The organism is Fusibacter sp. JL298sf-3, from assembly GCF_053842995.1.
Genome location: NZ_CM132608.1, coordinates 339,581 through 361,609 on the forward strand (window position 1 = coordinate 339,581; position 22,029 = coordinate 361,609).

Consider the following 22,029-nt stretch of genomic DNA (forward strand, 5'->3'; position numbering starts at 1 on the left):
ATAGCATCCTGTGGCATTCAACTGCCAAATAACAAATTTTGATGCTGAGATGTTATATATCAGGGGTTAACCGCAACGCTTCAACCTCACGCCACCGTACCAAAGAGCGGCCTAAATCCCGAGTCTTTTTTTGAATGTTTTCAGTTGGCTCCTGCTAACGGGGATCTCCTCATGTCTTCCGTCGACTTTCACAACAAACGTGTTGTTAAAATAGGGGCTCACCTCTCGTATTTTGGATAAGTTGACGATGAAGGCGCGATGCGTTCTAAAAAACAATTCTGATGGCAGTTTCTCTTCAAGACTTGCCAGTGTCTCGTTGAGTTCGTAAGTTTCTTCGACTGTAAAAACAGTTAAAATACCACCTTCCATATGCACGTAGAGAATCTCTTCAACATCGACCATTAAAATGCGTTCGCCCTTCCAAATAGGCAGCTTCCCCATTGTTTCCCCTTGATGAGGTTCTGTACTGTCACCATAGAGCCCTTTTATTTTTCGGATGACTTTGTAAACGCGGTCTTTGTCATAGGGTTTCAGGATATAGTCTACCGCGTCCATTTCAAAAGCCGCCAAAGCGTGATGGTCATAAGCAGTTGCAAAAACCACCTGCGTGTTTAAATGGTGCCGTCTAATTTCCCGCGCAAAGGTCAAACCGTCAATTTCAGGCATGTCAATGTCCAAGAAGACAATATCCGGTTCCTCCCTCTTGATATACGCAAGCGCAAGAGGTGCGCTGTCAAACTTTTGAACCACTTCACAGGAGCTGCAATCGCTTAGTATATAGTCGAGCTCATCAAGCGCCGGCTTCTCGTCATCTACCAACACGACTTTTATCCACATGTTCCCCTCCGTTTTTAGGTATTTTAAAAGTAATTTTAGTGCCCACAGACCGTTCACTGACAATGTGAAGCTCTGTGTCGTAAAGCGCCTTTAGGCGCTGAGAGACATTGCCGAGGCCAACGCCGCCTTTGGCCATTAAATAAGGCAAGGTCGACGGGTCAAAGCCAATGCCGTCGTCACTTACAGCACAGTAGAGCGCACCGTCCCTGTTTTGGATTTTAAGTTTCACCGTACCGGGGCCTTGCTTGTTGCGAATCCCGTGTTTTACTGCATTTTCTACCAAGGGCTGTAACAACAACGGTGGTATATGCCACTGAAGCGTCGCGTCTATATCGTATTCTACAGACAGCTTATCGGGAAAACGGGCTTTTTCAATGTTGAGATAGGCCTCAATAAACCGAATTTCTTCCTCCAGTGAAATGCGTTCGTCCAGATTCTTAAAGCGACTGCGTAAGAAGACACTGAGTTCTCGCATCAGCTCCCGCGCCCGCTCTGCATCGGTACGCGTTATGGAGATAATGGCGTTTAACGCATTAAAAAGGAAATGCGGTTTTATTTGGGCGCGCAAAGCATTGAGCTCGGCTTTTTCTCTCAGCAGTTTTTGCGTTTCGAGACTGGCGAGCTCCAATTGCGTAGAAAAGAGTGCTCCAAGGCCTTTAGCCAATTCAATGTCCGACTTGGTCATACCGTTGACCGTGCATCGATAGATCTTTAAAGTTCCGACAACGCGCTCATTCATTTTTAAAGGCGCAACGACAACCGATTTTAAAGAACAGCTGTCGACTTTACAGCCGATGCCCTTTGCATCCGAGGCAGCAGCCAATTGTCCTTGAGACAATACGTCGTGCGTAATGTCTGTAAAAATTTGTCCCCCTGTTCGATGGTGGTCTGCTCCGGCGCCAAGGTGTACGAGGACGCCCTCTGTATCTGTAATAGCAATGGCATCAAAATCCGTAATGGCATAAATAATTTCTGCTGTTGCAAAAGCGGTATCTTTGACGAGTCCTCTTTTTAAGTACGGCAGTGTTTGATTGGCAATTTTAAGGGCCATTTCGGCTTTTGTAGCGGCGATGTTTTCGTGCTCAAGCACAATCTGTTCCACAAAGAGCACGAACATTCCGATGCCCAGTGCATTTAGAAAAGTCATGGGAATAAAAATAATTTGAACCAATTGTAGCGCTTCTTCAAAGGGCTTGGCAATGGCTAAAATGATGAGCATCTGCAAAGATTCAATAGCGACGCCAACGGCAAATCCATACGCCCATCGATGTTTTCTTACATCCAGTGCTTTCTTGCTCAGTCCGCCGATGATACCGCCTATAATAGTCGAAATACCACAGGCCAAAGCGGTCAACTCGCCGCCACTTGTAAAAAAGATTCGATGCACGCCGGCGATGAGACCTGAGATGCTTCCGACCACTGGTCCACCAATAAATCCCGAAAGGACGATGGGAATCGTCCTAGAGTTAGCGATACCGCCTTCCACAGGTGTCCCCAGCACTGTCATAACAATGCCGAGACCTCCCCAGAGCACGGCAAAAAAAATATGCTCTGCCAACGTGCTCTTTGCCTTTAAAATATAGTTTTTAAACAAGGCGGTCTTGCTCATGAAAAATGCAAACATCACAATGAGCCCCAGACGTTCAACCAACCCGAGTGACAACTGAAAAATCATGAATTCTCCCCTCTTTCTGATACAGTGTTCCCCCTCATTATAGAGAGGAATCTCCAATAAAACAAGGCCTAACCCCATTCGTTCTTAAGAAAATTGAAAATTCTGCCGATATTATAAAAAGAAGCAGTTGTTGGAAGGAACCTAAACCCGATAATCCAAGGAGGGATTTTATGAACAGTATCAATGGTTTACCGCCAAAACCGCCAATTGCACCTCAAAACAAAACACCGAACACACTACAGAAGAAACCGCAAAAGACGGCGACGCCTCAACCCGCTGTCGTCTACGAGAAGTCGACAGGTGTGGTCTACGACAGCGAAAAAATTGAGGCCCTAAAACAGCGCGTCGAAAACAAACTCAGTAGCCTGCGCAATACCGTAAAAACTTTGATTGAAGAACAAGGACTCAATTACCGCGATGTCGTGCAAACCCTTGAAAACGGCGAAACTGTCACTGTTGAAATAGACGAAACCACTCGCCAAAATGCCGCAGCTGAGATTGCTGAAGACGGCTTTTGGGGCGTATCGGCCACTGCCAATCGTATTGTGGATTTTGCAAAAACCATTTCTGGAGACAACCCTGAAAAGCTTTCGCTCTTAAAAAATGCCATACAAGAAGGCTTTGAAGCTGCAAAACAGGCCTTCGGCGGCGAGCTCCCCGATATCTCTCAACAGACCTATGACGCGGTTATGACCGGTCTAGACGAATGGGCAACTGAAAAAGAAGCCTAAAGTCATACTTCGTCTCTAAGATAAAAAAATGCCCCTTATGCAGAGCCTCTCCAAGGCGTTCTGAATAAGGGGCGTTTTTTACTTAAATGCGTTGAGCACTGCAGCGACAACCGCTTGAGATGCGGCATATCCCACTGCATCTACAGAAGCGTCTTTGTCACCATACGACAGGGCGAATACCGTGTCCCCATCCAAACTCGTATGGACGGGACGAATGGTTTGGGCGTACCCATTGTGCGCCATTTGTGCGACCTTATTGGCCTCTGTTTTGCTGAGCTTCGCATTGGTAAAGACGACGCCTATGGTGGTGTTGCCGCCTGGGACCCCCCCGGTGTTGCCGCCTTCTAGAATCTTTTTAGAAGCGTCTAAAAAACGTCCGCTTGCAGGATCTTTAGCACCTCCGACAATTTCTTGAGTATCGGGATTGTACACATCTCCCACGGCGTTCACCGCCACCACTGCCCCGATGACGACGCCACCTCTAATAGATAGATTAGCGATGCCGATGCCTCCTGGAACTGCGTACTCGAGCCCTAAGAGTTTTCCGACACTAGCTCCGGTCCCAGCGCCTACGCGTCCGGTCTGAGCAGCGACGGATGTGGCGCATTCACAAGCGCAGTAACCCATTTCGGCATCAGGTCTAATTCCGGCGTCCCCTACTGCGAGGTCAAACAACACAGCTGCCGGTACAATAGGAACTTTTGCGACGCCAACGTCAAACCCATACCCTTTTTCCTCCAAATAGCGCATAACCCCACCGGCGGCATCTAGCCCGTAGGCACTGCCGCCGGAAAGGAGAACAGCGTGGACTCGATCAACTGTACAAAGCGGGTTGAGCAACGCCGTCTCACGTGTCCCCGGCGCACTGCCCCTTACGTCGACGCCACAGACGGCGCCTTCTTCACATAAAACAACTGTACAGCCCGTTTGTGCCCCTTCGTTTTGTGCGTGACCGATACGAATGCCTTCAACTGCCAAATCAATTTTCATTGGAACCTCCTATTGATTAAAAGAACGTTGCCACCAAATAATTTCAGCTTCTAACGCCTGTACATGTAACATGTTCAGGCCGTTTAGAGCCGGTATCCCACGAGACTTTGCCGCCTCGATTAAAGGCGTTTCTTCAGGTGTGTAGATGAGGTCGAAAACCGCAGCTACGCCGTCGAGCAATTCTGATTTTATGGGAAGTCGATCGGGGGCGTTTTGAGACCCCACTGGTGTTGTATTCACTAGGAGCGCCCCGACAAGTTGACTGGACTTTAGCGCGTCGTAGGTATACGCGCCGCAGCCATTTGTTCTGCTGACCAAATTGACCGTCTTCACCCCCATCGATTTTAAAACGTATTGCGCCATCTTTCCGGCACCACCTGTCCCAAAGATATAGGCTGTCTGAGGCAGTTTTGAACCCAACTGGCGCACCGTGGCTTCAAACCCCAAACAGTCTGTGTTGTAACCGATGCTCTGCCCGCCATCGATTTTGATGGTGTTTACAGCTCCAATAGCTGCTGCGCGTTCGTCAACAGCGTCTAGAAACTCCAATACCCACGTTTTATAAGGGATGGTCACGTTTAGGCCGTCGTAATCTTCCAACAGTTTTTTAAACCGTTGTTCATTCATCGCCTCTTGGGGGATATCGATGAGCTCGTATGTGGCATCTAAACCATTTTTCTGATAAAAGGCGCTATGCCATGCCGGTGAAAAACTGTAGCCGATATGAGCGCCAAGCAATCCAAACCGCTTCATTTTGCCTTTCACATCCCTTCTATATCCACGAGCCATATCATATGATCCGTGCCTTCGTCCCAGTAGTTTGGGACGACCATATAAGGATCACCAAACTTTCCCTGCCATTTTTTCTGAGCGGCTTTATAGCCGCTGTCAAACGACACCTTTCGCACCCCACTCTCCTTTAGCTGAGATACAAGTGCTTCAATCAATGCTTTTGACACGCCTTTTCTCTGAAAAAGTGGGTGCACGTACATCGAGCCCAATTCTCCCTCAGAATGAAAATCTGCCCCGACAAAACGCCGCGTCATATCGCCCACGGGACCAAATGCGATGGCTCCGATGACGGAACCGTCCTCCTCGGCCACAAGGTAACGCCATTTGGCGTCTTCCTCTGCCAAGTGTCTGCTCACCGCGGTTAACTTAATTGACAACTCTTTTTGAATTTCGGCAGATATTTCCGGTGCTTCTACAGCATAACCTTCCTTAGAAAAGGCATCTGTAATGGTGTATTCAAATAATGTTGCCAAGGCGGCAACATCTGTTTTTTTTACGCTTCTTATCATGTCTCTCTCCTCCGTTAACCCTATTATAGCATTTGATAGAACTGATTGAAATTTTTTTATTAGAACAGTTTGCCCGCATTAACCGCCTCGCATAAGGCACCGCGATGCACAGGGCTCTTCGAGTTCTTATAAGTTTTAAATGTATAAGTTGCCAATCTCATAGTAATTATATTTTGACTACTTCTTTTGAAGCGTAAATGGTATAATAAAGGCAGTGTATCGGGACTATTGCACCAGTGAACTGTGCAGTTGAGTTTTAGTAAAGACGTTGAATCGTTCTTATTACGGCAAGATAAACACAGTTACGTGATGGCATCATTGAGCTTTTTAGTTGTAAACGAGATGGCACACTAAGACGACTGTCCTATTTTCGAGCCTTCCCTACGTCAATCAAATTGTTTAGTTCGCACCAAAAAGGGCATATTTATACAAAACACCCTCGATACATGAAAATATAATGGAGGTCACTATGTCAATACGCAATACCCTAAGGTCTATTGTCGTGCTCTTACTGATTTTTTCATTGAGTAGTACTGCAGTCATATTTTATCAACTGGATAAAATGCAGTTAGACGGTAAAGTCATTAACTACGCAGGCGTCGTTCGCGGCGGCACCCAGCGCCTTGTCAAGCTGGAGCTTGCGGCAAGTCCGAACGACGCTCTCCTCTCTAAGCTTGAAGGCATCATCAATGGTCTGCTAAATGGAGACGCTTCTCTTGGACTGGAAAAAGCAACAGATAAAGCTTTTATTGAAAAAATGACTGTTGTAAAAAACGATTTTATAAAACTTAAAGCAACCATTTCCGAGGCGCGTAAGTCGGGAACATACGAGACGCTCGTGGCAGATAGCGAAGCCTTTTTTGAACGGACAAATGACGCTGTAGCCGCTGCAGAGGCCTTTTCTAAAGACAAAGTCACTGCTTTGAAATTGGCGCAGACAGTGCTAATGATTTTAAACATCGCATTACTCGTCGTCATATGGCTCTTGAGCACTAAGCGTATTTCCGGCCCTCTTAAAGCACTTGTAACCCTTATCGAAAACTTAGACATCAATCAAAAGATACCGGATAAGTTTACAAGCAGAAAAGACGAAGTGGGCGAACTCGCCGTCGCTTTTCAGGGCGTTATCGACGATATTAAAGATTTGATGGACGGTCTTGTGCGCACGTCTGAGCAGCTGGCACAGTCCAGCGACACACTTAAAAACATCAGCGTTGAATCCTCAGAGGCCTCCATGGCCATCGCCCTTCGCGTAGAGCAAATTGCCGCAGCGGCGGTCAGTCAGGCGTCTGATCTGGAAAGCGGTTTAAATGAAATGAATACCTTGGGAACCCTTGTAGAGGATAACAGCATTCGCGTCCAGTCGCTTAATGACGCCGCTGAACAAGTGGCAGTTTTAAAAGACGAAGGCAAAGCGCTCTTGAAGGCGCTCGTCGAGAAAACGCAAAACAACCAAAACACGTCGCGTGACGTCGAAGAAACCATCATCACCACCAATGCCAGTGTCCAGAGCATTGTCGAAGCGAGTTTGATGATTAAACAGATTTCCGATCAAACGAACCTTCTCGCGCTCAATGCCGCTATTGAAGCTGCGCGTGCTGGCGAACACGGTCGTGGCTTCGCTGTCGTCGCCGAAGAAATTCGAAAGCTGGCTGAGAGCTCCAGTCAATTCACAACTGAAATTGAAAATATTACAGAAGAGTTGTCTGTAAAAACGCACGAAGCGGTTCGAAAAATATCTGAAATGGACGCCGTTGTGAACGAGCAATCGGAAAGCGTCGCCTTGACAGAGACCAAGTTTAACGGCATTTCAGAGGCTATTGAAAAAATCAATGCCCTCATAGGCAGCATCGATACGTCGACGGCTTACATTTCTGAAAAGAACGTCTCTATACTCGACAAGATTCAAAATCTCTCTGCAATGTCGCAACAAAGTGCCGCCAACACAGAGGATGTTTCGGCAACTGTAGAAGAGCAAACAGCTTCAATGGATCAGATTGCAGAAGCCAGCCAAGTACTCGCTGAACTCTCCGGAGATCTTAGCGATAAAATGCACGTATTTAAAAAATAAGTTTCAGCACCTGCGCCCTCTTGCGGTATGTACATCTATTTGTACACGCCACAAGAGGGTTCTTTTTTGGAATGGTTAATGAATTATTGTATTTTATATGCATGATTCTTAGTTTTGGGGTATATAAGAACCAATATGAAATAAGGAGGGGTTATTCATTGGAAAAGAAAAAACAAGTAAGTATCAGTTCACTCTTTAACGCAACTTTTGCTTTAACGGCTATTTTATTCGTAGGACTCGCCGTGTTGGGCTTTATGATTTTCAGCAACCAATCGAAGTTGCTGGAGAGTCAGACTATTCGATACGAGTCCTACTTACTCGCCGACGAACTCAGGCAGAGTTCTGACGACCTAACGCGTCTCGCCAGAACCTACGTCGTCACAGCAGACGAAAAATACGAAATGTATTACTTAGACATTCTTAAAATCAGAAACGGTGAAGTCAACCGCCCGATGAATTACGAACGCATCTACTGGGACTTAATGACAGTCTCCGGCGAAAAACCGTTTCCCGACAGCGATTCCAAGGTCGCCTTACACGACCTGATGGTCGAAGCGGGCTTTACAGACGCCGAGCTCGCAGAACTAGAAAAAGCACAAGCCAACTCAGACGGGCTCGTCAACACAGAAGTTATCGCCATGAACGCCGTCAAGGGGATTTTATCTGACGAGGCCAAAGATATGATGAAAGTCGGCGAATCCGATCAGACATTTGCCATACGCATTATGCACGACGACCAGTACCACGCGTACAAAGCGGAAATTATGAAGCCGATTAACGTCTTCTTGGGCATGCTCGACGAACGGACACTATCAAATGTTGAGAAGTACAGCACCCGTCAGTCCGTACTGCTCATTTCACTGACCGCTTTTCTCGTCACCCTGCTCTCCATCATCGTCGTCCTATTTATAATCGAATTCCGTCGAATCCAAAAACCACTACATACCATCCCAACCATTATTGAAAATGTTTCAACAGGCGATTTAAATCAGCACCTTGAAGAACTGAACAACGACGAATTCGGAAGAATTTCTGCGGCATTTAACAATATGATCGCCAGTGTACGCGGCATCATCGGCACCATTAAAGAGACTTCCGGCAGGGTCAATATTACCGCTACCAATGTGGCAGACTACACCGATCAGGTTCACAAGTCCAGCGACGAAATTGCACAGGCAATTACTGAAATTGCCGAAGGCACCAACGATCTTTCAATTAGGGCGGCCAGCTCTCTTGAAACCACCAATAAACTTTCTGAAAGTGTCGACTTTATCAGCAGTAAAATCCATGAGATCAACATTAACACACAGAAAATGAAGGAAGAAAACGACCGCGGTATCTTGTCGATGGCTTCGCTGAACGAACGCTTTAAAGAAAACACCGATTCGACTCTTAAAGTCGCCGACGGCATTAAGAAACTCGCAGAAAAATCGGGGCAAATTGGCTCTATTGTCATCTCTATTAACGGCATTGCAGAGCAAACCAACCTCCTCGCCCTCAATGCGGCGATTGAAGCGGCGCGTGCCGGTGAAGCCGGCAAGGGGTTTGCAGTGGTTGCTGAAGAAGTTCGGAAACTCGCGGTGCAGTCGACAGATGCCACCAATGAGATTCAAAATATCATTAACGACATCACCAATATTATCGACAGCACTGAAAACGATATGCAAGATGCGTCTAGAAGTATCAAAAATGCGAACAACTCTTTGGCAGAAACAAAATCCGTGTACGAAAAAGTCGTACACGCTACGGCCAATACCATAGACGATATCAGTGAAGTCAACGACAATCTCGAAACACTGAATGTCGTTAAGTCATCGACTTACGAAGCCGTTTCCAGAATGTCTTCTGTGACAGAGTCCTCAGCGGCTTCTACAGAAGAAATAACCGCTTCTATTCAAGAACAGTCTGCAATTATATCGAGCATCTATCAGATGATGACCGAACTAACTGAACAGATTCAGTCGCTTGAAGAAGAAACGCAAAAGTTTACAATGTAAAACACATAAGTGCCCCTTTCACTACGAGAGGGGTTTTTCTTATTTGTAAAAATACCATAAAATGTGTCAAAATCTTTTACAAGGCGTCTTACCACTGGTATAGTAGTAGTATCAGTTTTTTGGAGGAACACGATTAATGCCTTATATTTTAGTACTTGGAACATCCATCGTCGATATCACCGGATTTTCCACCGTTCATTACAGACCTAACAACTCTAACCCCGGATGTGTTAAAGTTTCCCTCGGCGGCGTCTGCAGGAATATAGCGGAAACGACAGCGCGCCTTGACATCCCGACAAAATTCATCTCAATTATCGGGGACGATGATCACGGTAAGAACATCGTCGATCACGCAACACGCGTCGGTTGCGACATGTCAGACTCCCTCTTCTTAGAAGGGGCAACCACACCGACTTACATGGCCATACTCAATGAAAAAGGCGAAATGGTATCGGCCGTCGTCGACATGTGGAGCGCCTGTCAAATGGACATCGACTTTATTGACACAAAAGCTTCAGTTTTCGAGGAAGCAGCTTATACCGTACTAGACGCCGACCACCCCGAACTTTTAGGGTATATTCTCAAAACATACCGAGGCAAGACACGGTTTATTTTGGACCCGATTTCTGCGGTTAAAGCAGAGAGCGTCCGGCATCTGCTCCCTCTGTTTCATACGATTAAACCCAATCGATACGAAGCCGAAGCCCTACTCGGGTTCTCTTTGGACACACCAGACGATTTACTCAGAGCCGCAGACGCTTTTTTGAGTCTCGGCATTGTAAATGTCTTTATATCACTCGATGCTGACGGCATTTTTTATGCCAATGCACGAGAAAGAGGCATCCTAAAAGCAGAAGACGTCGATGTAGTCAATGTAACCGGTGCCGGCGATGCTTTTGTCGCAGGGCTTGCCTATGGCTATATGCAAGAGTTGTCACTCTTACAAACGGTGCAATTCGCAATAAGTGTCAGCTTGCTCACCATTTCCCACGCAGACACCATTCACCCCGACATGAGCTACAAGCACGTTAAAATCTTAGAAGAAAGGACGCGGTGGCATCACCGCGCCCTCTAGACAAAAAAGAGAGGCATTATGACAACTAGAGAAGCACACAAACACTTAACTTTTGATCCCACAGAACGACGTACCATTGAATTGGCCCTCGAAGCATTAATTCAAAAGATGGATACGCATACACTGTTTCAGAACGGCAACTTAACTTTACAGGTTTCTGATGCATTTAGCAGACCGCCTAAACTCCATGAAGCAATCCTCTCCCCTCTTTTGGGACATCTACACCAAGAAGTAGAAAGCGCACCAGATGGGGGCTATACGTCAGTTAACGGCATTTTCGCACTCTTTACACACGCTATGGCCGATGTGAGTCTCTCACCGGTTGTCGAGCGTACAATCGATGCCTTGATTCGCTACAGTCGCCACGTCAACGACTCTGGAAAAATGTGGGTCGACAACAGCTCTGTATTCGGGGTCGATATAATGTATGCCTTCGCGTACCACCGTCCCGAAGCGCTCTATAAGTTTGCCCTTTACGCCATTCCCTACTGGGATATGGAACACGCCGATTACATTACCGATTATTTTCACACCCTTCGCAACCGATTGCGGGATATTGGCGATACCCACTCGCTTTTAAAGGCCATTGTACACGCAGACAATCATGAGATTCGCCTGTGCCTACTCAACCTCACTGAGGACTTGGAATGGCCCCCTTTCGACTTTGTCGAAACCTTTAGAGCATCGGAGGCCGCCTACACGACTTTTAAAAATCTGCTCATAGAGCGGTTTAAAGAGTACCCTTTTCTACACTATACAGCGCGTACGCGCACCGAATACCCTATACATGCCCTGTACAGTGATTTTGCACAGCTGCACAGACGCACATCGAATCCTAAAACAGATGACATCGACTTTTACGACGATGAAGCGAATCTGGGCATGCACTTTGTAGTCGACACCTTTGACAACGAAGCAGAGAATATGTACCATCTGCTAGATGACCTCTACGGTTCCGTAGTCTCCCCCTCTGCAGAGGATTCGGAAAGCGCGCCGGAAGACGAGGAGCTAAGGTACAGCGACTGGAAAGCGTTTTTCCTAAAAGTGTTCGACGAAGGCGAAGCCGTTTGGGAGTACATCCTAACGGGTAAAAACCCGGAACTGCTCGAACGCTTACAACCGTTTGACTTAATGTCCCGTGTCAGGGGATCGGGGCTTAGTGTCGAAAAACACTTCAATTATTTTTACAGCGAAATCGAGCCTCTTTCCTATTGCTTAATAGATATTTTCTTGGACTTCTTCTCTTATTTTGAAGCGCCTGAAATGTCAAATCCCCAGTTGAAAATGGCTGTCAATGGTGTGTCCACAGATGAAAACGTCTGCGTTCTGCGAACAATGGACGTCCTGAATACAACCTTTGAAGGCGTTTTTTCCAACTGGATTTACAAAGATTTTTTAGATACGGAGCGGCTATCGCCCCCCGCTTTTAGAGCGCGATACGATTTATTCACAGACCACTACACAAGAGATGTCAACGCACTGCTCCAGACGTCTATGGACGACATGTTTCCTGTGGATTTGAGGCTTCTCAAGCGCCTGTACGCGTTTATGGCACTAGACAGCGCCCAGTCGCGGCCAATTTTAAAATCAAAGTGGACACCCACAGCGGCGGCTTTGATACTCTCCGCATTTGTCTACGAACGCGATGTAGCTCTTGGAAAATCAGATACAGAACTCGCAGATTTGGTGAAATCAAATTGGCTATCGGTAGTCAGTGAAGCTATAGGTGCTGAAACGCATGGTATAGACGAGGCATTAGAAGCTTTTGAATCGTACGTCAAAGGCCCCTCAAAACCGCCTAAGGCGCTGATCATGAAGTTAATGACACAGGGCCCGGATGCACTAACACCAGAAGAAAACGCCACACTTAAAGCATCGAGGCCAAGCGGGCTTTCTCTCGAAGCCGTCGTCGACGGTTTCGGAAAAGCCTCTCAGACGCTTATAAGTGCTGTTGAAGACCTGCTGTCGCCTTTGTTCAGTCTATACAAGTGGGCCGATCACGAATGGACTTCAGAACTCACCCGTTTCTTTAAGTTTTGCTTTGCCTGCGCACCTTTTCAAACAATTTTAGCCATAAAAGCGCCCTATGTCGACAGTTACGACGATGTTGTGGACGCTGTAAACACCGAGTACGATGTCGATGACGCGCTAAAGAAATTGTTCAAAGTGCCCCATTTGATAAAAGCTGCAGAACTTCATTTGGCTTTTGAAAACGGAAACTATACCCCTTATGTGGAAGCCTACGCAGATGACGAACCCGGTTTTATGGGTATGCCCTCAAGGCGTGCACAAATCGAATCGGCACTTGAGTATATTGAAGGACGGAAAGTCGACCGCTTTAAAGACTTGGTGGGCTTAAGACCTGTGGAAGATTTAACGGTGACATCGGACTTTGAAAAAGCACTGGATAAAGCTGTTGCCCATGCCCTCGTCCGTGAACGCGACTATCTGGAGTCTTTAGAAAGTGTCGCGCATCTCGATTACAACACTTTTCGAGCGCATTACGCCCTCGAGCTTCTCGCAGCCGACATCGAATGGACTTTCAGCAGCAAAGCACTAGAGAAACTGAATAAAAGATACGAACGCCCAACCCCTTTTGTCTTCCTGAGAAGTTCCGATGGAACACTGCGCCTCGTCAGTGGCCGAAAACATTTTAAATTTTTAGTGACACATGTCGATGATTCAGTTCGGTCTTTTTGGCAACATCAATCGGATTTTTACATTGTGGATGTTGAAGCGACATCAAACGCTGACATCCATTGGCTCCAACTGAATCAAAATGAAAGAACGCGTCTAATTCGGGACAGCTTCGCACATTACATTCAGACTGGAGAAAGTGACGCTTTTATGGGGCTAACGCATCTGTTGCCACACTGGAGGTCGCACCTTCTCGACCCATACTACGTGCACACAACTGATGAAAAACGCCTTAGATTTGTCAGTGCGCACTATTGGCTGGGAGCTGATAAGCTTACTGATCTAGAGTATATCGACCCGCTGGGCGCCGAGCAGTTAATGCGAGACCTCGTCCGGCTCAAGCTGCCCAAGTCTGTGTCCATAGCCTGTGCTGTCAAATCACGAGACAGCGACTGTTTTCAAATACTCTTTGAGTCCGGTGATTACACTGCCGCCGTTATGGACTTACCCACAAGTGAGCAATTGCTTGTAATTGAAATGGCAGATGAAACGTCAGAGTGGCGCCATCTATTGAGAGCGCTAGCCACGTCCTCTGTGCTCAGAGTTCAAAAGGCCGCCAAAAAGGCGCTGGCCACCTAAATGACTTTAATAAAGCCCGTCTTTTAGCCCTTATAAAAAGGGGCAAAAGACGGGCTTTTGTTATGTTTATCTCAGTGTTAAAATTCCCATGAGGACAATTAATCCCAAGGTTAGTTTTCTGAAAAGCACCTCAGGCATTCGATTCCCCAAAGAAATTCCTACTAACGTCCCGACGACCATGAAAGGCGCGGTCTTTAACACTTCTTTGATTACCGCAGAAGTCAAGACACCACTTGCGAGAAACATCGGCACGGTAACGCAGTTCAACGCCAAAAAAAAGACGGCGAGCGACTTTCTAAAACGGGCTTTCTCAGTGCCTTCATTGCTGAGCATAAGAATGACCGGTGGCCCGCTAAGCGATGTCGCACCATTTAAAAAACCACTTACGAGCCCCGTCATGGCATACGCCAATTTTTTTCTTCGTATGGGCAACTTGTAGTCAAAGTACATTGCCACAGCGGCAGTGGTGACGAGTATGCCCACGCCGCGTTTTAACCAAGTTTCGTCGAGAAATTTCAGTGCAAAAATTCCCAAGGGAATAGCGATAACGCCAAAGCCAATTAGCAACCCCAGTTGATTTTTGTCAACGGGGCCCCGTACTTTCGTCACAACTAAAACATTTAAAAGGATGCTGTAGACGACAAGCATTGGAACAACCACTGACAAAGGCATCACCTGTGACAGCAAGGGAACAGCAACAAGGGAAAATCCAAAGCCCGCCATGCCTTGTACCATCGCCGAAAAGGCAATTACAAGGCCGGATATTATAAAAATCATGCAATAGCCTCACTTAAAATTTGATATACTAATAAGGTCACTTCTAGTCCTAAGAAAAGAAAAGGGGTTTTTCGTGAACTTAGAACAGTACAAATCAGACCCTTGTGGCAGCAGCAGTTTGCCCTACCACAAAGCATTATTATTCGATACGTCACATGTCGTTTACGCGACAGAAAAGCCATCAAACGGCACCGCTTACTTTAGACTAATTCACCACTTGGAAACGCTCGAAGTCGCGTCATTGCCAGAAGGGTATGAGTTGCGCCCTTTCGATGCGGCCGATGACGCTTTGAAAAGACGTCTGGTGAATTTTATAAATAGCTGCTATGAAAATATTTCAATCAAGCCCTCTCAAGTGGAAGAGATGTGCCGTTCCAAGCGATTCGATTCCGCCCTATGGCTGATTGTCGAGACGCCTTGCGGCGCTATCGCAGCAGCGGGAATCTCTGAGGTGGATTTTCATGTCCCAGAAGGTATGCTCGAGTGGATTCAAGTCGGCGCTAAACACAGAGGTCGCGGCCTCGGTCGGTATATCGTCTGCGAAACGCTAAAGCGGCTGCGGAACCAAGTTGATTTTGTCACCGTTTCAGGAGAATGTAACAACGTCACTTCACCTGAGCGCCTTTATAGAGCTTGTGGTTTTACCGGGAAAGCCCTCTGGGTTATCCCTTAAATCAGCTCGATGGCATCGTTTTCGGCGGCGATGGCAATGAGATCGCGCCAAATGATGTCTTCTGTCACTCGTGCCTGTCGCGGTTCACAAAGGTAACGCATGTAAAAATAGAACGCCCCCTCCTTCACTTTCAAATAGACAATAGGAGTGAGGTTGTTGTACTGAATCTGATACCGCTTACTCGCTAGGGCCACTTTTTCTTTGGCTTCGACAGATTGATGCAACGCGTATTTGTCTAAAATGCCTTTGAGCACCTCCGTGGCGGCGTCTGGCGACACATACATGGGCATTTTGACTTCAATTTCATGCCAGATGTACTCAAACCCTTTGTTGGCGTTGCTCATAGGGTGTAAGAAAATACAGTTGTTAGGCACGTGAACCACGCGCCCAGTGCTCTGCTCCCCTTCTGCTTTAGAAGAGACTTCCATAATGATGAAATGGAAAAGCCTAATGTCGATAACGTCACCACATGTGTCTAAAAAGCGAATGCGATCACCGACTTCAAACGACTTTTGTGTCACGATAATCAGCCACGCCGCGATGTTAGTAAAAATTTCTCTAAGGGCAATGGCGATCCCGGCGGAAATAAACCCGACGTAAGTGGTCAAGTCCAGTCGCGATCCAGACCAAATCACTATCAACATAAAAATATAAAACAAAGACAATAAGTATAGAAAACGCTTTCGCGTCGTATAATAAACCGCATTGTCTTTAATGGTTCGAAACAACACCGACGTCAACACTTTTAAAATCAGCAAATGAATCATTAAAAATGCCACTGAAAACAAAAGCTTTACCGCATTTGGATTGTTTTTTAAATATGTGAAAATCGCCTCCATAGCCCTCTCCTCTACACCCTCTCCAAAATAGGTGTGACATCGTAAACAGGAACTTCGTACGGGTGGACAGAACGTATAACAGTTGTCGCCGTCGTCAGTTCGGAGACCGCGCATCTGAAGACAAACACGACTTCTTCACCACTGCATAAAGTGCCGACGGTGCCGTCATACGGATTGGCGCCTTCTAGGGGGCGCCAAAACCCTTTCACCGGTGTTGTGCTACAAACCATGTCGTAACAACCGACTTTCAATAGCCCCGCATCGTTTAGCGCCTCCCGAAGCGCATCGACATGGGACTCAGGTATATAGACTTCCAGTTTACATCGATTGACTGTCATATAATTTCTCCTCGTCTATAGCCGCTTTGATGCGGCCGATAATCTCCGGATGGTACTGTTCCACTTGCTTTAAAACACTGTCTCCCAATAGGCGGTGAAAATAAACGGCGCCTTCCACGAGATCGGTTTTATCACGTTTAACGTGACCGATTGTCTCGGGGTACCGTACAATTATCAAATGGCCTCGCCGTTCAAAAACTCGCAACAACTCATAAGCATCGGAGACTGTCAGCTCTTCTAAAACAGCTACCGGCTCAGAACTGACCCATTCTGCATCCCAAGGGGTACAACCGCTATGAAAAGAAGCTGCATCTAGTTTGTATACAGCACCGGCTACACCTTTGTAGCGGTAGTTGAGCGCTCCCTCAAACCGCTCACAGATGTAAGGCAAACCCGTTTCCATGTCAATTCCTATAGCACATGTGAAATCTCCACCCTTGCCACTTAGAAACAGTGCCGATAAAGCCGCCGAAGGGGTGGCATACACATAGGCGTTGCCGTGCGTGCTCTTGGCCGGTATCAGAGTCTTTAGAAAGCACTGGTTTGAGGCATGATACATAAAAGCTTCTGAACGTGTTAAATTCTCTATTTTTTTCATTTTTCCGCCCTCCAAAACACACTTTATTATACCACAAATACCGCTGCTATTTCACGCCTCTACGAGGACTGAAAGTAAGTGTCTAACAGAACGCACATATTCAATCATCCACGGTGCGCAATTACGTGCACGTGGGTTCAGAAATGTAGATAATTTTATTACGACGATCTACCTTCTGGACGGCAAGCTCCCGCTTAAAAACTAGCAAGAAGCCTAAAGTGCTACCCACACAGATCAGCGAAGCATAAAAAAGAGGGATCTTGTCATCGTTTCAGATTAGCTTGCTCTTTTTTATGATTTCTTTATTATGTAGGTATTGATTATAGATGTTTTGTGATGACAATTTCTCCTCTGTTAGAAGCTTGAACATAACCTAACTCCTTATAAAGATTAATTGCAGGTGTATTTTCAATATCTGTTGCTAAGAAGCTTTTTATTGCACCTTTATTTACGCCCCACTCAATTCCGTATTTTGCCAAACTCCTACCGATTCCTCTTCGTTGGAATTTGGGATTTACAGCAAGTTCACGTAACCATGCAACTTTACCACTATTGCTATCGTATACAGACATCATGCAGATTCCAATAACTTCATCATCCTCGATAGCTGCAAATACCTCATTAGACTCACCTTCAAGCCACTCTTTTATTGAAATCTCTTCTTCTCCTTCAAATCCTCTTGAAAGCCCGCTGCAAGTTTGGGTTACTTCAGAAGCGACACTTATCTCTTCTTTATTAAGTGATCTTATGAATGAAGTGTCTGATATACTCCAATTGTGTTTATTTAAATCTTTTATCCAGAAATCAACAAACTCACAACATACTTTGTAATCATGGTTTTCTAATGCGTTAACAAATTCAGGTGGGATGAATTTGAGTTTTATTTTTTCTCCTCTAAACTCATCTGATATTAAGTGTAAACCTTCTAATAAATCTGTGATGCTCTCACATGCCCAATATACCATTAGTTCTGTATCTTCTCTTTCTAGGATTATAGAATAGTTGCTGTCCTCATATATCCTTATTGGATCATTTGGTGCTACGTAATGAAGGCTGTGAAACTTATGCTTTCTTGCTCTTTCTAAATTTTTTTCCATATGAACTCTCCTGTCTTGTATATCCTTAAAAAATAAAGTACAATGATGCCAAACATCAATTCATGTAAAGTATGATATTAAGAGACTTATTTACATTAAAAGTGTAGTATAATTATACTTTTGTGTCAATGGTTATTTTTTGCTATTTTTGTGGTAGGAAATTGGAGGATCCAAATGAACAATTCATCTGTTGGGGAAAAAATAAGAGAACTTAGAAAAAGCAAAGGCTTTACACTTGCTCAAGTAGCTGGAGAGGCGTATACAAAGGGTTATATTAGTCAGGTAGAACTTGGAAGGGTAAATCCATCATTTAAGCTGCTATCACATATTGCAAATAAACTTGGTATTGAAGTAGAGCAGATAGTAAGTACTGAAAGAAATCTTGATTATCAGCTAGCTTTGATAGAGTATAAATATGCGAGTAAGAAATACGATGACGTTCTAGATATATGTAAGGATGTTGATGGTACTATTGATAATCCTACAATATCGAAGATAAAATTGTTTCAAGTGAAAGCGCTTCATTATATGGGGCATTATGAGGAATGCATCGATTTGGCGACAAAGATATCAGAAGCAGAACATAGTTGGAATAGCAATCATCGATTAGAGGCATATTCTTTCATCGCGGGTTCTCTTTTTGACAAAAAGCAGTATTCTGATGTTATTAAATTATATGATTTTGTGATAGAGTTTGCAGCTAAACGTCAGTTGAACCATTCTAAGTTATTGGCAAACATGTACTTAAATAAGGCCACTGCCTATCAGAACTTAGGGGATTACACTAGCGCAATAGCCATATATGATGAGGCAGTAACATTCGCAAGGGATCATGAATGCATGGAAACTATTGTTGATGCATATCTTCGATTAGGTTTTTGTCATTATAAGTGTGCTCATTATGAAATAGCAAAAAAGAATATTTTTAACAGTTTAAGAATTAACAAAGCATTGGATATTGAACGCCCTCAAGCCGAAGCTCTTATTGTATTGAGCTACATCATGTATAGCGAGAAGAACTATAAAGGGGCAATAGCACTGTCAGAAAAGGCATTGTTCCTGTTCAAGAAAAGTGAGAGTGCTCAGGGCATAGTAGAATGCTTGTTAGCACAAGCGAAGGCTTATATGGAGATAAATCAAAGTGAATCCGGTATGAAAGTATTGCATGAATGTGTAATAAATATCGAACGAAAAGGTTATGAATTAATAGAACGAGAACAGCTAAAACAAGTTGCAAGTACTTGCGCACAATTTGGATTACATCAAGAGGCAAGTAGAATTTTCTCAAGACTCGTTTAAGAGTCAATGTAAGCATTGCTATTTGCACATGCTTTCTAACGCACATACTCAAACTTCTCCCCCTCTGCTAAAATCATCTTAGAAATGAGGTGAATCCCAATAAAAGGTGAAGCTAATAAAGCGAAGTGGCCTGGAAAAGAGTCCGTAAATCTATCCTTCTTGTTGTCTAAAAAGCGACCGTGTTTTGAGCCGGTCGCTTGATTTGTGTTTCAGGTTATTTGTTGTTTTTAAGAGCGCTCTTTATGGTCTCTACGGCTGATTCTACTGAGGATGTATCGCCGAATATGGCAATCATAATCATGTTTTGCGGACAGCTTCCTCTGACGTCGAGCACTTTGACACCAACTGCTTTTTCTGCGATGTCTATGGCGCAAATCATATCGATCATGCGACCTTGTACCAGACCTATGGCATCTGTGTTTTCTACAGAGGTCATTGCTCCGGGTGCCGTGCGCTTTGCGATAACGTCCAAAGTGCCCGCCGTTGGAGATTTAATTATTTTAAAGTCCATGTGCCCCTCCTATTCTATAACATCCTGTGTACAGCTTAGAGCAATTCCCAAAGGTGTAACAAACATTGGGTTGTTGGGTTTGTGCGTCGTTATAGCCGTTTTCTTTTCGATGATGCCTTCAATACCTGCTAGACAACAAGTTCCGCCGACGAGAAAAAGTTCTTCAACGTGATGCCCGACAATATGCTGATTGACGATGGAAGCGACTTTCTCCACAACGGGTTTGAGGACAGGCAGCAGCTCTTTGTGATGTTTCGGGTCGCGTTTGTACACTTCGGCTTCCTTTACCGGCAGCTTGTAAGCGCCTGCCACAACAAGTGAAAAGTGTGTACCACCTGTGGGTTCGTCGGCAATGTACACGACTTTACCGTCTTTTAAAATTGAAATTCCCGTTGTACCGCCACCGATATCCACGACAGCGCCGTTTTGAATGTTCAAAACGTTGTTTGCAGCCGTGGGCTCGTCTAAAAGACAAGTGAGCTCAAAGCCCGCCGCTTGTACGACATTTTTAACTGCGCCGGAATCGACATTCTCTGTCCCAGGGGGTATCGCTGCAGCAGCGTATGTGAGTTCGGTTCCCAGTTTGGCTTCAATCTCTTCTTTTAACGCCCTGACAATGCGCACAGCGCCGATGTAGTCGACGACCATACCATCTCGCACGACATCTGCGTATCGGTAGGCACCGGCCACCGGCTCGTAATCTTCATTGAGTACCGCCAATACCACACAAGCAGTTCCGAGGTCCACGCCGGTATAGTACACAGCAGACTTTTCCAAAATAGGTTGTTCCACAACGGACTCAAACGTATTTATCAACTGATTACAGCTTTCGTAATTTGGTTTTTTCTTTGACATTTTTACCTCCAAGTAAAGTGCAAATCACATAGGTCAATTGGAGACTACTTCTAATGTATTGTCTCGTTGAGATTTAATTAAAAATGCCAGATAATCTGTATCCGTGCAAGGCAAACTATCGACGATAATGCAGGACATTGTCGAGAGATTTTAACGCTGCAATGATGTAGAGTAGATGAGCAGTTTTTTAATTGTGAACGATACAAGACACTAGGCTTGCGTTTAACAGTCAGTTCCCTAAGCCAACTGTTTACTCTTCCCCGCAGTCGAGTCGCAATGGCGTCGCCTGTTAGCAAAGCAGCCCTCTCCGCCTTCCCTATTGTGCGTGTTCAGACTTTGTCTTTTGCTTTCAAATAGTAAGCAGAATGAACAATCGAATGGTCTGTACAGTTCTTGTGTCGGCAGACTCTACATCGACACAAGCGCCGTCAAAAAACAAAGCCTTAATAAATTTTAACTTATAGTGGCCCCCTATTTCAACCGGTTTTTTTGAACCCATGCGATTTTTTGGCGCCCGTATGCATTTTATCATCTTTATTTCCAAAAGTCATAGAAAAGAATATCGTTCAATGTTAAACTGTTGGTACTTGTATTTTTACATAGAGATAACGCGACAACTCTTTTTATCACATCAATAGAAATCTAAGGAGGGATTGTGTATGGCAGTTGCCCTTATCGTCGACGAAGCAATGGAAAACCTACTGCGCCCTTCAGGGAGTATACACAAGGAAAAACACTATTGTCTCAAAATCAGTACTGCCTATATTAAGCGCCACTTTAAGGAGAAACTCTCTCTTGAAAAGGTGGCGGCACAGGTCTATATGACCCCAAAGTCTTTCAGTCACTTTTTCATAAGAGAAATGGGGTTTCCGTTTACCGAATACATTGTCAAATTACGTGTTGAACACGCTTGCCGACTACTTGAGACGACGCGGTATCCGGCGTATAAAATTTCTGCCGAGTGCGGTTACGCTGATCCGGCCTATTTTAATCGTGTCTTTTCAGCACAGATGAAAATGACGCCTCATACTTATCGCAAGAAAATGTTTACAAGGACAAATGGCTAGTGGCAGATACAAAAAACATGGA

At 45.2% G+C, this 22,029-nt stretch carries 20 protein-coding genes; 8 read left to right on the forward strand and 12 right to left on the reverse strand.

Annotated features, from left to right (window positions below; translation table 11 throughout):
• Positions 1 to 111 precede the first annotated feature (111 nt).
• Positions 112 to 837, reverse strand: coding sequence for a LytR/AlgR family response regulator transcription factor (locus tag ACR6HW_RS01660; RefSeq protein ID WP_455729433.1), 726 nt, complete (start codon positions 835 to 837; stop codon positions 112 to 114).
• Positions 809 to 2,512, reverse strand: coding sequence for a LytS/YhcK type 5TM receptor domain-containing protein (locus ACR6HW_RS01665; RefSeq protein WP_455729434.1), 1,704 nt, complete (start codon positions 2,510 to 2,512; stop codon positions 809 to 811). Before ACR6HW_RS01665 ends, ACR6HW_RS01660 begins: the two co-directional genes overlap by 29 nt.
• A gap of 170 nt (positions 2,513 to 2,682) precedes the next feature.
• Here ACR6HW_RS01665 and ACR6HW_RS01670 point away from each other — a divergent pair, with 170 nt between their 5' ends.
• Positions 2,683 to 3,243 (forward strand): hypothetical protein, encoded by a 561-nt coding sequence (locus ACR6HW_RS01670; RefSeq protein WP_455729435.1) that lies wholly within the window; start codon positions 2,683 to 2,685, stop codon positions 3,241 to 3,243.
• Between the two features lie 78 nt (positions 3,244 to 3,321).
• Here the strand turns inward: ACR6HW_RS01670 and ACR6HW_RS01675 are convergent, their stop codons facing one another.
• Genes ACR6HW_RS01675 through ACR6HW_RS01685 form a run of 3 tightly spaced genes read right to left on the reverse strand, consistent with a single transcriptional unit; the run spans position 3,322 to position 5,534 of the window.
• Positions 3,322 to 4,233, reverse strand: coding sequence for a P1 family peptidase (locus ACR6HW_RS01675; protein ID WP_455729436.1), 912 nt, complete (start codon positions 4,231 to 4,233; stop codon positions 3,322 to 3,324).
• 9 nt (positions 4,234 to 4,242) lie between these two features.
• Positions 4,243 to 4,986: a shikimate dehydrogenase family protein gene (locus ACR6HW_RS01680; protein WP_455729437.1), complete on the reverse strand. Its 744-nt coding sequence runs from the start codon at positions 4,984 to 4,986 to the stop codon at positions 4,243 to 4,245.
• A gap of 8 nt (positions 4,987 to 4,994) precedes the next feature.
• Positions 4,995 to 5,534, reverse strand: a complete 540-nt coding sequence (locus ACR6HW_RS01685) for a GNAT family N-acetyltransferase (RefSeq protein ID WP_455729438.1) — start codon at positions 5,532 to 5,534, stop codon at positions 4,995 to 4,997.
• Positions 5,535 to 6,003: 469 nt separating this feature from the next.
• On the opposite strand from ACR6HW_RS01685, the gene ACR6HW_RS01690 reads away from it, so the two are divergent.
• From ACR6HW_RS01690 to ACR6HW_RS01705, 4 genes are all read left to right on the forward strand, one after another.
• Entirely contained in the window at positions 6,004 to 7,605 is a 1,602-nt protein-coding gene (locus tag ACR6HW_RS01690) for a methyl-accepting chemotaxis protein (protein WP_455729439.1), read from the forward strand.
• Between the two features lie 158 nt (positions 7,606 to 7,763).
• A complete protein-coding gene (locus tag ACR6HW_RS01695) occupies positions 7,764 to 9,602 on the forward strand; it encodes a methyl-accepting chemotaxis protein (protein ID WP_455729440.1) in 1,839 nt (612 codons plus the stop codon).
• 136 nt (positions 9,603 to 9,738) lie between these two features.
• A complete protein-coding gene (locus ACR6HW_RS01700) occupies positions 9,739 to 10,677 on the forward strand; it encodes a carbohydrate kinase family protein (RefSeq protein WP_455729441.1) in 939 nt (312 codons plus the stop codon).
• 18 nt (positions 10,678 to 10,695) lie between these two features.
• The gene (locus ACR6HW_RS01705; protein ID WP_455729442.1) at positions 10,696 to 13,953 is read left to right on the forward strand and encodes a hypothetical protein; all 3,258 of its coding nucleotides are present in this window, start codon (positions 10,696 to 10,698) and stop codon (positions 13,951 to 13,953) included.
• Between the two features lie 66 nt (positions 13,954 to 14,019).
• Here the strand turns inward: ACR6HW_RS01705 and ACR6HW_RS01710 are convergent, their stop codons facing one another.
• Positions 14,020 to 14,730, reverse strand: a complete 711-nt coding sequence (locus ACR6HW_RS01710) for a sulfite exporter TauE/SafE family protein (RefSeq protein WP_455729443.1) — start codon at positions 14,728 to 14,730, stop codon at positions 14,020 to 14,022.
• 73 nt (positions 14,731 to 14,803) lie between these two features.
• On the opposite strand from ACR6HW_RS01710, the gene ACR6HW_RS01715 reads away from it, so the two are divergent.
• Positions 14,804 to 15,403, forward strand: a complete 600-nt coding sequence (locus tag ACR6HW_RS01715) for a GNAT family N-acetyltransferase (protein WP_455729444.1) — start codon at positions 14,804 to 14,806, stop codon at positions 15,401 to 15,403.
• Here the strand turns inward: ACR6HW_RS01715 and ACR6HW_RS01720 are convergent.
• The 4 genes from ACR6HW_RS01720 to ACR6HW_RS01735 form a co-directional block, all read right to left on the reverse strand.
• On the reverse strand, positions 15,400 to 16,242 hold the full coding sequence (locus tag ACR6HW_RS01720; RefSeq protein ID WP_455729445.1) for a mechanosensitive ion channel domain-containing protein: 843 nt from the start codon (positions 16,240 to 16,242) through the stop codon (positions 15,400 to 15,402). The genes ACR6HW_RS01715 and ACR6HW_RS01720 overlap by 4 nt on opposite strands.
• Before the next feature lie 11 nt (positions 16,243 to 16,253).
• Positions 16,254 to 16,580, reverse strand: a complete 327-nt coding sequence (locus tag ACR6HW_RS01725; protein WP_455729446.1) for a YqfO family protein — start codon at positions 16,578 to 16,580, stop codon at positions 16,254 to 16,256.
• Positions 16,561 to 17,178: a hypothetical protein gene (locus ACR6HW_RS01730; protein ID WP_455729447.1), complete on the reverse strand. Its 618-nt coding sequence runs from the start codon at positions 17,176 to 17,178 to the stop codon at positions 16,561 to 16,563. The genes ACR6HW_RS01725 and ACR6HW_RS01730 overlap by 20 nt, the downstream gene beginning before the upstream one ends.
• 320 nt (positions 17,179 to 17,498) lie before the next feature.
• Positions 17,499 to 18,275: a GNAT family N-acetyltransferase gene (locus ACR6HW_RS01735; RefSeq protein WP_455729448.1), complete on the reverse strand. Its 777-nt coding sequence runs from the start codon at positions 18,273 to 18,275 to the stop codon at positions 17,499 to 17,501.
• 174 nt (positions 18,276 to 18,449) lie between these two features.
• Between ACR6HW_RS01735 and ACR6HW_RS01740 the strand changes: the two genes are divergently transcribed.
• Positions 18,450 to 19,574, forward strand: coding sequence for a helix-turn-helix domain-containing protein (locus ACR6HW_RS01740; protein ID WP_455729449.1), 1,125 nt, complete (start codon positions 18,450 to 18,452; stop codon positions 19,572 to 19,574).
• 214 nt (positions 19,575 to 19,788) lie between these two features.
• Here ACR6HW_RS01740 and ACR6HW_RS01745 read toward each other — a convergent pair whose 3' ends face one another.
• A complete protein-coding gene (locus ACR6HW_RS01745) occupies positions 19,789 to 20,085 on the reverse strand; it encodes a BMC domain-containing protein (protein WP_455729450.1) in 297 nt (98 codons plus the stop codon).
• 9 nt (positions 20,086 to 20,094) lie between these two features.
• A complete protein-coding gene (gene eutJ, locus ACR6HW_RS01750) occupies positions 20,095 to 20,940 on the reverse strand; it encodes an ethanolamine utilization protein EutJ (RefSeq protein WP_455729451.1) in 846 nt (281 codons plus the stop codon).
• Positions 20,941 to 21,599: 659 nt separating this feature from the next.
• Between eutJ and ACR6HW_RS01755 the strand changes: the two genes are divergently transcribed.
• Positions 21,600 to 22,007, forward strand: a complete 408-nt coding sequence (locus ACR6HW_RS01755; protein WP_455729452.1) for a helix-turn-helix domain-containing protein — start codon at positions 21,600 to 21,602, stop codon at positions 22,005 to 22,007.
• Positions 22,008 to 22,029 lie beyond the last annotated feature (22 nt).

Bases quoted from the DNA above. Each gene is read 5' to 3' on its own strand.
- ACR6HW_RS01675 (WP_455729436.1), bottom strand. From the start codon at position 4,233: ATGAAAATTGATTTGGCAGTTGAAGGCATTCGTATCGGTCACGCACAA.
- ACR6HW_RS01725 (WP_455729446.1), bottom strand. From the start codon at position 16,580: ATGACAGTCAATCGATGTAAACTGGAAGTCTATATACCTGAGTCCCAT.
- ACR6HW_RS01720 (WP_455729445.1), bottom strand. From the start codon at position 16,242: ATGGAGGCGATTTTCACATATTTAAAAAACAATCCAAATGCGGTAAAG.
- ACR6HW_RS01735 (WP_455729448.1), bottom strand. From the start codon at position 18,275: ATGGAAAAAAATTTAGAAAGAGCAAGAAAGCATAAGTTTCACAGCCTT.
- ACR6HW_RS01745 (WP_455729450.1), bottom strand. From the start codon at position 20,085: ATGGACTTTAAAATAATTAAATCTCCAACGGCGGGCACTTTGGACGTT.
- ACR6HW_RS01710 (WP_455729443.1), bottom strand. From the start codon at position 14,730: ATGATTTTTATAATATCCGGCCTTGTAATTGCCTTTTCGGCGATGGTA.
- ACR6HW_RS01685 (WP_455729438.1), bottom strand. From the start codon at position 5,534: ATGATAAGAAGCGTAAAAAAAACAGATGTTGCCGCCTTGGCAACATTA.
- ACR6HW_RS01700 (WP_455729441.1), top strand. From the start codon at position 9,739: ATGCCTTATATTTTAGTACTTGGAACATCCATCGTCGATATCACCGGA.
- ACR6HW_RS01690 (WP_455729439.1), top strand. From the start codon at position 6,004: ATGTCAATACGCAATACCCTAAGGTCTATTGTCGTGCTCTTACTGATT.
- ACR6HW_RS01680 (WP_455729437.1), bottom strand. From the start codon at position 4,986: ATGAAGCGGTTTGGATTGCTTGGCGCTCATATCGGCTACAGTTTTTCA.
- ACR6HW_RS01755 (WP_455729452.1), top strand. From the start codon at position 21,600: ATGGCAGTTGCCCTTATCGTCGACGAAGCAATGGAAAACCTACTGCGC.
- eutJ (WP_455729451.1), bottom strand. From the start codon at position 20,940: ATGTCAAAGAAAAAACCAAATTACGAAAGCTGTAATCAGTTGATAAAT.
- ACR6HW_RS01740 (WP_455729449.1), top strand. From the start codon at position 18,450: ATGAACAATTCATCTGTTGGGGAAAAAATAAGAGAACTTAGAAAAAGC.
- ACR6HW_RS01730 (WP_455729447.1), bottom strand. From the start codon at position 17,178: ATGAAAAAAATAGAGAATTTAACACGTTCAGAAGCTTTTATGTATCAT.
- ACR6HW_RS01670 (WP_455729435.1), top strand. From the start codon at position 2,683: ATGAACAGTATCAATGGTTTACCGCCAAAACCGCCAATTGCACCTCAA.
- ACR6HW_RS01705 (WP_455729442.1), top strand. From the start codon at position 10,696: ATGACAACTAGAGAAGCACACAAACACTTAACTTTTGATCCCACAGAA.
- ACR6HW_RS01660 (WP_455729433.1), bottom strand. From the start codon at position 837: ATGTGGATAAAAGTCGTGTTGGTAGATGACGAGAAGCCGGCGCTTGAT.
- ACR6HW_RS01665 (WP_455729434.1), bottom strand. From the start codon at position 2,512: ATGATTTTTCAGTTGTCACTCGGGTTGGTTGAACGTCTGGGGCTCATT.